Source organism: Streptomyces sp. AA1529 (assembly GCF_000280905.1).
Taxonomy (GTDB): Bacteria; Actinomycetota; Actinomycetes; order Streptomycetales; family Streptomycetaceae; genus Streptomyces.
This window is the reverse complement of sequence record NZ_ALAP01000066.1, coordinates 23,255-32,991: the sequence shown is the minus strand read 5'-3', so window position 1 is coordinate 32,991 and position 9,737 is coordinate 23,255. Positions and strand designations below refer to the sequence as shown.

At 72.4% G+C, this 9,737-nt stretch carries 9 protein-coding genes and 1 pseudogene; 7 read left to right on the top strand and 3 right to left on the bottom strand.

All coding sequences use genetic code 11. The features are described from left to right. Both A949_RS0118800 and A949_RS0118795 read left to right on the top strand, forming a co-directional pair. The coding region (locus tag A949_RS0118800) for a malic enzyme-like NAD(P)-binding protein (protein ID WP_026004808.1) at window positions 1–349 on the top strand (349 nt) is incomplete at its 5' end. 426 nt (window positions 350–775) lie between these two features. Next, window positions 776–1,057, top strand: coding sequence for an HU family DNA-binding protein (locus A949_RS0118795; protein ID WP_016469244.1), 282 nt, complete (start codon window positions 776–778; stop codon window positions 1,055–1,057). A 242-nt stretch (window positions 1,058–1,299) separates the two neighbouring features. Here the strand turns inward: A949_RS0118795 and A949_RS0118790 are convergent, their stop codons facing one another. Together A949_RS0118790 and A949_RS0118785 are read right to left on the bottom strand one after the other, a co-directional pair. Beyond that, complete coding sequence (locus tag A949_RS0118790) at window positions 1,300–1,926, bottom strand: HAD family hydrolase (RefSeq protein WP_019357570.1); 627 nt, start codon at window positions 1,924–1,926, stop codon at window positions 1,300–1,302. Between the two features lie 176 nt (window positions 1,927–2,102). After that, on the bottom strand, window positions 2,103–2,900 hold the full coding sequence (locus tag A949_RS0118785) for a GntR family transcriptional regulator (protein WP_019357569.1): 798 nt from the start codon (window positions 2,898–2,900) through the stop codon (window positions 2,103–2,105). Window positions 2,901–3,208: 308 nt separating this feature from the next. Between A949_RS0118785 and A949_RS0118780 the strand changes: the two genes are divergently transcribed. The 4 genes from A949_RS0118780 to A949_RS0118765 are packed head-to-tail and all read left to right on the top strand — an operon-like array spanning window position 3,209 to window position 7,267. Next, window positions 3,209–4,324, top strand: coding sequence for an ABC transporter substrate-binding protein (locus A949_RS0118780; RefSeq protein WP_019357568.1), 1,116 nt, complete (start codon window positions 3,209–3,211; stop codon window positions 4,322–4,324). Next, complete coding sequence (locus tag A949_RS0118775) at window positions 4,324–5,271, top strand: ABC transporter permease (RefSeq protein WP_019357567.1); 948 nt, start codon at window positions 4,324–4,326, stop codon at window positions 5,269–5,271. The genes A949_RS0118780 and A949_RS0118775 overlap by 1 nt, the downstream gene beginning before the upstream one ends. Before the next feature lie 14 nt (window positions 5,272–5,285). After that, complete coding sequence (locus A949_RS0118770; protein WP_019357566.1) at window positions 5,286–6,131, top strand: ABC transporter permease; 846 nt, start codon at window positions 5,286–5,288, stop codon at window positions 6,129–6,131. Then, window positions 6,128–7,267 (top strand): ABC transporter ATP-binding protein, encoded by a 1,140-nt coding sequence (locus A949_RS0118765; RefSeq protein WP_019357565.1) that lies wholly within the window; start codon window positions 6,128–6,130, stop codon window positions 7,265–7,267. The genes A949_RS0118770 and A949_RS0118765 overlap by 4 nt, the downstream gene beginning before the upstream one ends. Window positions 7,268–7,568: 301 nt before the next feature. Here A949_RS0118765 and murA read toward each other — a convergent pair whose 3' ends face one another. After that, on the bottom strand, window positions 7,569–8,897 hold the full coding sequence (gene murA / locus A949_RS0118760) for a UDP-N-acetylglucosamine 1-carboxyvinyltransferase (RefSeq protein WP_019357564.1): 1,329 nt from the start codon (window positions 8,895–8,897) through the stop codon (window positions 7,569–7,571). Between the two features lie 531 nt (window positions 8,898–9,428). On the opposite strand from murA, the pseudogene A949_RS37700 reads away from it, so the two are divergent. Further along, a pseudogene (locus A949_RS37700) lies at window positions 9,429–9,698 on the top strand (YqgE/AlgH family protein); the annotation flags it as partial. Window positions 9,699–9,737: the final 39 nt, after the last annotated feature.

Below are 9,737 nucleotides of genomic sequence, written 5' to 3'. Positions count from 1 at the left end.
GCTCGCCAACCCGGACCCGGAGGTCGACCCGGCGGCGGCCCGCGAGTCGGCCGCCGTGGTGGCCACCGGACGGTCGGACTTCCCCAACCAGATCAACAACGTGCTGGTCTTCCCCGGCGTCTTCCGCGGCCTCCTGGACGCCCAGTCCCGCACCGTGGACGACGCGATGATGCTGGCCGCCGCGCGGGCGCTGGCCGACGTGGTCGGCGAGGACGAGCTGAACCCGAACTACATCATCCCCAGCGTCTTCAACGAGAAGGTCTCCGGCGCCGTCGCCGGCGCGGTCCGCGACGCCGCGCTGAGCGAGGGCGAGCCGAAGGTCGCCAGGGAGCCGGCGCAGGCCGGCTGAGCACTCCGCCCGGGCCCGTCGCTCCACCGGAGTGCCGGAGTGCCGACTCGGCGGTCGTACCGCGGCCCCGAGCGGCCTCCCGCGGGCGCGGCAGGCCGTGACGGCCCCGGAGGCACCGGCGCGTCGGGCGGGGGTTCACTCGGGCGGGCCCCTAGGGTTGCGGGCAGCCAGAGGCCAAGACACGTCAGCACGCGCGAGGGCGCCGGATGACGCCGGATTGGCTTTCCCGCCGCAGGTAGGGGCAGGATGCATTCCCAAGGACTTCGTCCGAGGGGGAGACCCCGAAACGGACCTTGTCCAGGGGGATACCCCCACGGGGCGCGCGGGCCCGAAGGCGGACCCGGGTCCGGGGACTGTCGGAGGGCCCTGGCAGCATCGGCTTCGATCTCACGCCTCATCGGCAAGAAGAACACGGGAGTACGAATTATGAACCGCAGTGAGCTGGTGGCCGCTCTGTCCGAGCGTGCCGAGGTGACCCGTAAGGACGCCGACGCGATCCTGTCGGCGTTCGCCGAGACCGTCGGCGAGGTCGTCGCCAAGGGCGACGAGAAGGTCACCATCCCCGGCTTCCTCACCTTCGAGCGCACCCACCGGGCGGCGCGGACCGCGCGCAACCCGCAGACCGGTGACCCGATCCAGATCCCGGCCGGGTACAGCGTCAAGGTTTCGGCGGGCTCCAAGCTCAAGGAAGCGGCGAAGGGCAAGTAAGCCCTGAGGCACTGAAGCAGAGGGCGGCCCCCCACGCGGGGGGCCGCCCTTCGTGCGCCGGAGGGGCGGTGGAGAGCCCGGATCAGAGGGCCCTGGACCGCGGGCACGCTCCAGGGGGGCCGTGCCGCCGCCGGAGCCGCTCGCCCCGGGCCGCTACCGCCCCCGGGCCGCTACCGCCTGCTGAGCGGCACCGCACCGGCGGGCCCGGGCCCGCGCGGCTGCGGCAGCGGACCGGACGGGAGTCAGCCGCCGTCCTCCCCGAAGGCGAGCGGCAGCGCCCTCAGGTCGACCTCCCGGAGGGAGGGCAGCAGCAGGGTCCCGGGGGCCTCCTCGATGCCGTCCACGGTCGGTACGGCGATCACCCGGCAGCCCGCGGCGCGGGCGGAGGCGGCGCCGGTGGGGGTGTCCTCCAGGGCCAGGCACGCGGTCGCGGGGACTCCCAGGAGGCGGGCGGCGGCCAGGTAGGGGTCCGGGTGCGGCTTGCCGCGGGGGGTCTCGCCGTGTGCGACGGAGCAGGTGAAGCGGTGCGGTCCCAGGGTGGCCAGCACCAGATCGGCGATCGGCCGTTCGGACGCCGTGACGAGCGCCACCGGGACGCCCATGCCCCGGGCGCTGTCCAGCAGTGCCAGTGCGCCCGGCTGCACCGTCACCCCGGCGCGCACCCGCGCCGTGAACGCGGCGTCCAGCCGGGCCTGTGCGGCCTCGGCGGCCAGTCCGGTGCGCCGGGCCACGAGGGCGGCGGCGCCGTCCAGCGGCAGGCCCGCGAAGGGGGCGAGGGCGGCCGTACCGGCGTCGGCGTCGTGCTCGGCCAGCAGCTCGGCGAGGGTCGCCAGCCAGTCACGTTCGGTGTCGACGAGGGTGCCGTCCATGTCGCAGAGCAGGGCGGCGGGCGTCCGGCCGGTTCCCGGCCGGACGCGGGGGGAGGCGGACGCGGTGGCGCCTCCCGGTGGCAGGCCGGGGGAGGGCGGGGGAGTGGGCAATGCGGGCTCGCACTTCGTCGGTGGGTGGAGGCTGCCGGCGTGCGGGTGCGCGTCGGCGGGTCGGGTCACGCGCGGGTGCGCGCCAGCGGGTTGGTCTGGGTGGAGTTGCGGACGGTGAAGACGACCGAGCCGGGGCGGTAGCGGTCGTCCGAGGTCTCCACGGGGCGGCCGTCGGCCGTCGTGGTGGTGCGGCGCACCCGCAGCAGCGGGCTGCCCCGGCGCACGCCCAGGTGCTCCGCGTCCGCGGTCCCGGCGGCGACCGCGTCGATGTGGTGCTCGCCGTGCGCGAAGACGAGCCCGCTGTCGTCGTGGAGCCGCTGGGTGACCGACTCGCAGTCGGGTGGCAGTGCGTCGACGGCGGTGCCGATCCACTCCGCGTAGACGGTGCGCTCCAGCAGCACGGGCTCCCCGTCCAGGGTGCGGACCCGCAGCACGCGCAGCACCGGAGCGCCGTGCGGCACCTGGAGCAGTCCGGCCTCCTCGGGGCGTGCGGTGTCCCAGTCCGAGGTGACCACCAGTCCGCCCGCGGTCCGGCCGCCGGCGCGTGCCCACTGGGCGAAGCTGCGCAGCTCGGTGAAGGTCTGGCTGGGTGTGGTGGACAGTACGACGCGGCGGGCGCCCTGCCGGGAGCCGATCAGGCCCTCGGCGAGCAGCGCGGAGACGGCCTGCCGGACGGTGCCGCGGGAGGCGCCGTGCGCGGTGGCGAGTTCCGCCTCCGAGGGGAGGGTCGCGCCGACGGGGTAGTGCCCGTCGGCGATGGCGCGGCGCAGCTCGTCGGCGATCCGCTCGTGCCGTGCGCCGCCGCGCTGCGACGACGTGCGACCGGTGGTCCTGCGGTGGCCACCGCGGGCGGACTCGGACATGGGGCGACTCCCTCGACGTGCTGCGCTCACTGGCTGCGCGGGCTCCGCCAGATCATGCCATCTGTGCGCAGTAGTGCGCACATCAAGTGGGCGGGGCAGATGCGTATAACCGCAGTTCGCAGCGCTAAACCTGTTCGTAAATAACGCTTTGAGCTGGGGGTTTGATGGGTGTCCGGGCTTTGCGCGGCGGGGTGCGTACTGCTAGCTTGCCCACGCTCAATGAATCGAGCTTGTCCATACAGGTGACGGGCACGAACCCCAGGAGTGGAAACGTGAAGGCAGACCATCTCAGCCGTAGGAGCCGCCTGTTGACCGCCGCGGCAGCGGTCGTCACTCTCTCCGCCGCGGCAACCGGCTGCGGCTCGGCACCGGCACAGGGCTCGGACAGCGAGGCGAGCAAGGCCCGCTCGGCCGCGGACCTGGGCGGCATGGACAAGCTGGTGGCGGCGGCGAAGAAGGAGGGCGAGCTGAACGTCTACGCCCTCGCGCCGACCTGGTCCAACTACGGCCAGATGATCAAGACCTTCGAGAAGAAGTACGGCATCGAGGTCCACAACGAGGACCCGGGCGGCAGCAGCCAGGGCGCGCTGAACGCCGCGGCCAAGCGCAAGGGCCAGGACCGCGCCGTCGACGCACTCGACCTGGGCACCGCGTTCATGCAGCAGGCCAAGACCAAGAAGCTGCTGGCCCCCTACAAGGTCAAGGGCTGGGACGCGATACCCGACGCGCAGAAGCAGTCCGACGGGTCCTTCATGAACAACTACGGCGGCTACATCTCCCTCGGCTGCGACGCCAAGGCCGTCAAGAAGTGCCCCGAGAGCTTCGAGGACCTGCTGAAGCCGGAGTACAAGAACAAGGTCGCCCTCAACGGCAACCCGAACGAGTCCTCCTCGGCCTTCTCCTCCGTCATCGCCGCCTCGCTCGCCAACGGCGGCGGCTTCGACGACGTGCAGCCCGGCCTCGACTTCTTCGAGAAGCTCAAGAAGAGCGGCAACTACGTGCCCGTCGAGTCCACCAAGGCCACCATCCAGAAGGGCGAGACGCCCATCTCCATCGACTGGGACTACCTCAACCTCGGCTACGGCGAGGAACTGAAGTCCAAGGGCGTGGACTGGAAGGTCAACGTGCCCACCGACGGCCAGTACTCGCAGTACTACAACCAGGGCGTCAACAAGTACGCGCCCCACCCGGCGGCCGCCCGGCTGTGGCTGGAGTTCCTCTACAGCCCCGAGGGCCAGAACATCTGGCTCAGGGGCTACTCGCGGCCCGCGCTGCTGGAGAAGATGACCGAGGACGGCACCGTCGACAAGAAGGCCGCCGCCAAGCTCCCCGAGGTCGACGGCACGCCGAAGTTCCCCACGCACGCCCAGGAGGCCCAGGCGCAGAAGACCATCAGCGAGGGCTGGGGCGCGGCGGTCAGCTGATGGCTGTGACGACCCCCGCCTCCGCGGCCGGCACCGCCGCCCCCGCGACCGGACGGCAGCCCGGCGCCACCCCGCCCGCAGCGGCACGCCGCCGCGCGGGCGGCGGCGCCCGGCACTGGCGCTGGCCCGCCGTCGTACCGTTCTTCGCCTTCATGGCCGTCTGCTTCGGCCTGCCCGCCTGCACCCTGGCCTACAACGCGTTCACCGTCGTCGACCCGGCCACCGGCGCCGACCACTACAGCCTGGAGAACGTACGCCACTCGCTGTCCGGCGCCTACGCCACCGGACTGGCAGGCAGCGTCAAGCTCTCCCTGCTCAGCGCGGTGCTGGCCACCGTACTGGGCACCGTCATCGGACAGGCGCTGCTCAGCTCCCGGAACGGGGCGCTGCGCAAGGCCGCCGTCTCGGCGTCCGGCGTCTTCGCCAACTTCAGCGGAGCACCGCTCGCCTTCGCCTTCATCGCCACCCTCGGCACCACCGGAACCGTGACGCGGCTGCTGCACCTGAAGAGCACCGGGTTCAGCCTCTACACGTTCACCGGACTGGTGCTGGCCTACCTGTACTTCATGGTGCCGCTGATGGTCGTCACCGTGCTGCCCGCACTCGACGGCGTCCGCACCCAGTGGCGGGAGGCCGCCGCCTCCTGCGGCGCCACCAAGGCGCAGTTCTGGCGGCACGTGGGCCTGCCGGTGCTGATGCCCTCGCTGCTGGGCGGAGCCGTGCTGATGTTCGGCACCGCCTTCGCCTCGCACGCCACCGCCGCCGTGATGACGGGCAGCTCGGTACCGCTGATCACCATCCAGATCGCCAACGCGCTGTCCGGCAACGTCCTGGTCGGGCAGGAGAACCTCGCGCTCGCCATGAGCCTCAACATGGTGGTGATCGCGCTGCTCGTGATGGCCGTACAGATCCCGCTGCAACGACGGAGCAACCGATGGCTGGGCTGACCGCCACCCCCCGTATGCGCCGGGTGCGCAACCGCCCCTACGGCAGCTTCCTGGTCCTGCTGCTGGCCGCGCTCTACTTCCTCGTCCCCGTCGCCGCCTCCCTCTGGTTCACCGTCGACGACCCCGGAAAGGGCGTCACCTTCGGTGCATACGCCCGGGGCCTGCGGGACGAGGGCATGGCCACCAGCCTCGGCCTGTCGATCCGGCTCGGCCTGGCGACAGTCGCGCTCGGGCTGCTGCTGATGGTGCCCACCATGGTCGTCGTCGCGCTGCGGCTGCCCAGGCTGCGCCGCGTCGTCGAGGTGCTGTGCATGGTGCCGCTCATCATGCCGCCCGTCGCCCTCGTGGCCGGGGTCAGCACGGTGCTCTCCTGGGAGCAGGACCTGGCCGACACCCCGCTGTGGGCCACCTTCCAGGCGCTGCACGACAAGAGCTTCCCGCTGGTCCTCGTCCTCGTCTACACCGTCATGTCGCTGCCGTTCCTCTACCGGTCGCTGGACGGCGGACTGCGCGGCACCGACCTCAGGACGCTGGTCGAAGCCTCCCGCAGCCTGGGCGCCTCCCGGCTGGGCACGCTGTGCCGGGTCGTGGTCCCCAACCTGCGGCCCGCCATCGTCAGCGGCGCCGTCCTCAGCCTGGCCATGGTGCTGGGCGAGTACACCGTGGCGAGCGTGCTCGGATTCGAACCGTTCTCCGTGTGGATGGTGCACGTCGGCGACTACGAGGCCCAGCTCTCCGTCGCCGCCGCCATGCTCAGCCTGCTCATCACCTGGGGCCTGCTGCTCCTGCTCACCAACCTCGCCGGCGGACGCACCCGCAACCGGAACCGGACCGGCAACCGGAGGAAGACGACCGTATGACCACCACCGCGAGCACCACGAGCACCGCGACCACCGCCGGGGCCGCACCCGGCACGGCGGCCACCCCCCAGGACCGGTCCGGCGGCGTCGGCCTGCGGCTGCGCGGACTGCAGCGCACCTTCGGCGCCACCACCGCGCTGGACGGGCTCGACCTGGACATCGCCCCCGGCGAACTGGTCGCCCTGCTGGGCCCGTCCGGCTGCGGCAAGACCACGGCGCTGCGCATCATCGCCGGGTTCGAGAGCGCCGACCGGGGCGAACTGCTCATCGGCGGCGAGGACGTGACCGGCGTGCCCGCCAACCGGCGGGACATCGGCATGGTCTTCCAGTCCTACAGCCTCTTCCCCACCATGACGGCGGCCGAGAACGTCGCCTACGGGCTGCGCGTCCGCAAGGCTCCCAAGGCGGAGCGGGCGGCGCGCGCCACCGAACTGCTGGAACTGGTCGGACTGCCGGGCCGCGAGAAGCACTACCCGCACCAGCTCTCCGGCGGCCAGCAGCAGCGCGTCGCACTCGCCCGCGCCCTGGCCATCCGCCCCCGGATCCTGCTGCTGGACGAACCGCTGTCCGCGCTGGACGCCAAGGTGCGGCTGCAACTGCGCGAGGAGATCCGCCGGCTCCAGCTCGAACTGGGCATCACCACCGTCTTCGTCACCCACGACCAGGAGGAGGCACTGTCGATGGCCGACCGTGTCGCGGTGATGCGGGACGGCCGCCTGGAGCAGTGCGCCCCGCCGAACGAGCTCTACGAGCGGCCCGCGACGCCGTTCGTCGCCGAGTTCGTCGGCACGATGAACCGGCTGCCCGGCGTCGTCCGCGACCCCGGCATCGTCGAGGTGCTCGGACGGCGGCTGCCGGTGCACGGGGAGTGCCCCGGCACCGGGCGCGAAGTGGACGTCCTGCTGCGCCCCGAGGGACTGAAGGTGCACACCGGCGCCGAGGCGAAGGGCGAACCGGCGACCGTCCGGGTGGCCACCTTCCTCGGCGGCGTCACCCGCCTCCTGCTGACCACCGACTCCGGGGCCGATGCCAAGGCCGACCTGCCGAGCTGGGAGGCGGAGACCCTCACCCCCGGAGCCCGCTGCACCCTCACCCCGCACGACAACCCGGTCCTGGTGGAGGAGGTCGCCCGCTGACGGGCGGTCGCTGACCGGCGGTGGCCGACGACTGATCGGTGCCGCCGACGGCTGATCGCCGCCGACCGGGGCACCGGTCGCGAGCCCGGGCCTGTCGAACGGGGGACGACGGGCCCGGGCGGTGTTCCTTCCGGGGCGGGCTTGCAGGGCGGTTGGGGCCCGTAGCGATGCCCGGGGCCCGTACCGACGCCCGGGGCTCGTACCGACGGCCCCGGAGTCGCCGCGGGTGCTGCGCTGCGGGTGCTGCCGTCACGGCCGCTGCCACCGCTGCCACTACGGCCCTGCCACTACGGCCCTGCCGCTACGGGCGCTCCACCTTGGCGCCGAGATCCGCCAGCTTGTGCATGAAGTTCTCGTAGCCGCGGTTGATCAGGTCGATTCCGTGCACCCGGGAGGTCCCCTGCGCGGCCAGCGCCGCGATCAGATACGAGAAGCCCCCGCGCAGGTCCGGGATGATCAGATCGCTGCCCTGCAGCTTCGTCGGTCCGGACACCACGGCCGAGTGCAGGAAGTTGCGCTGCCCGAAGCGGCAGGGCATCCCGCCCAGGCACTCGCGGTAGAGCTGGATGTGCGCGCCCATCTGGTTGAGCGCCGAGGTGAAGCCGAGCCGCGACTCGTACACCGTCTCGTGCACGATCGACAGCCCCGAGGCCTGCGTCAGCGCCACCACCAGCGGCTGCTGCCAGTCGGTCTGGAAACCGGGATGGACGTCCGTCTCCAGCGCGATGGCGTTCAGCGGGCCGCCCGGGTGCCAGAAGCGGATGCCCTCGTCACCGATCTCGAACGCGCCGCCCACCTTCCGGAAGGTGTTCAGGAACGCGATCATCGACCGCTGCTCGGCACCGCGTACGAACACACTGCCCTCGGTCGCCAGCGCGGCGCTCGCCCAGGAGGCCGCCTCCAGGCGGTCCGGCAGCGCGCGGTGGGTGTAGCCGCCGAGCTTGTCGACGCCCGTGATGCGGATGGTGCGGTCCGTGTCCATCGAGATGATCGCGCCCATCTTCTGCAGCACGCAGATCAGGTCCTCGATCTCCGGCTCCACGGCCGCGTTGGACAGCTCGGTGACGCCCTCCGCCAGCACCGCCGTCAGCAGCACCTGCTCCGTCGAGCCGACCGACGGGTACGGCAGCCGGATCTTGGTGCCGCGGAGCCGCTGCGGGGCCTCCAGATACTGCCCGTCGGCCCGCTTCTCGATCGTGGCGCCGAACTGCCGCAGCACGTCGAAGTGGAAGTCCACCGGCCGGCCGCCGATGTCGCAGCCGCCCAGCCCCGGGATGAAGGCGTGGCCGAGCCGGTGCAGCAGCGGACCGCAGAACAGGATCGGGATCCGCGACGAGCCCGCGTGCGCGTCGATGTCCGCGACGTTGGCGCTCTCCACATGGGAGGGGTCGAGCACCAGCTCGCCGGACTCGTCCCCGGTGCGGACCGTGACGCCGTGCAACTGCAGCAGCCCGCGTACGACCCGGACATCGCGGATGTCCGGCACATTGCGCAGTCGGCTCGGTTCACTGCCCAGCAATGCGGCGACCATGGCCTTGGGGACGAGGTTCTTCGCACCCCGGACACGGATCTCGCCCTCGAGCGGGGCGCCACCGTGGACGAGGAGTACGTCGGCTGGGCTGTCGGTCATGGATCTCCGCGATTCCGCGAGACGGGATGGGACAACAGGCAAGCGTAATGGCCTCGTCCGGTGCCGACCCAAGCCCGAGGGGGGTCCGCGACTGTCACAGGTACGCAATAACACGGAGGGTCGTCCACCTGTCACCTCGGGTGCTGTATATCCGAGCTGCGGCGGAAGCGTACTGGGGCGGATGCGCCCCGAGGTGCCCCGCGTGCCGAGCTGCTCCTGGGGTCTGGGTCTGGGTCTGGGGTCTGGGGCCTGGGGCATGTGCTCCGCGGTGCGGGTGCTCCGGGGTGCGGGTGCTCCGGGGGTGCGGGTGCGCTGCGGTGCGGGTGTTCCGGGGTCCGCATTGCTGGTTTGCGCAAGGTCGTCGGGGGGTCGCGGTGGGTCACCTGCGGGCGGCCCGTCGAGTGCGGGCGCCCCGCCCGTACCCACCCGGCCCGGCCCGTGAGCCGCCGCGCGCCGCGCTCCGCCCCGGCCTCGGGGCCCCGATCCGGCCATTGGGTCCCGCAAACGGCCCACGTGCGGGATCATTGCCGTATGACCGAGGTGTCCTCGCTCACCGGACGACTGCTCGTCGCCACACCGGTGCTGGCCGATCCGAACTTCGACCGCGCGGTGGTGCTCCTCCTCGACCACGACGAGGAGGGCTCACTGGGCGTGGTCCTCAACCGACCCACCCCGGTGGACGTCAGCGACATCCTGGAGCCGTGGGCCGCGCTCGCCGGCGAACCCGGCGTCGTCTTCCAGGGCGGCCCCGTGTCGCTGGACGCGGCGCTGGGTGTCGCGGTGGTCCCCTCCGGGAGAGGCGACCGCTCCGACGGGGATCCGGCCCCCGGCGCAGACGGC

Coding starts and splice junctions, on each gene's coding strand:
- A949_RS0118795 (WP_016469244.1), top strand. CDS start 776: ATGAACCGCAGTGAGCTGGTGGCCGCTCTGTCCGAGCGTGCCGAGGTG.
- A949_RS0118790 (WP_019357570.1), bottom strand. CDS start 1,926: ATGGACGGCACCCTCGTCGACACCGAACGTGACTGGCTGGCGACCCTC.
- A949_RS0118785 (WP_019357569.1), bottom strand. CDS start 2,900: ATGTCCGAGTCCGCCCGCGGTGGCCACCGCAGGACCACCGGTCGCACG.
- A949_RS0118775 (WP_019357567.1), top strand. CDS start 4,324: ATGGCTGTGACGACCCCCGCCTCCGCGGCCGGCACCGCCGCCCCCGCG.
- A949_RS0118770 (WP_019357566.1), top strand. CDS start 5,286: ATGCGCCGGGTGCGCAACCGCCCCTACGGCAGCTTCCTGGTCCTGCTG.
- A949_RS0118765 (WP_019357565.1), top strand. CDS start 6,128: ATGACCACCACCGCGAGCACCACGAGCACCGCGACCACCGCCGGGGCC.
- murA (WP_019357564.1), bottom strand. CDS start 8,897: ATGACCGACAGCCCAGCCGACGTACTCCTCGTCCACGGTGGCGCCCCG.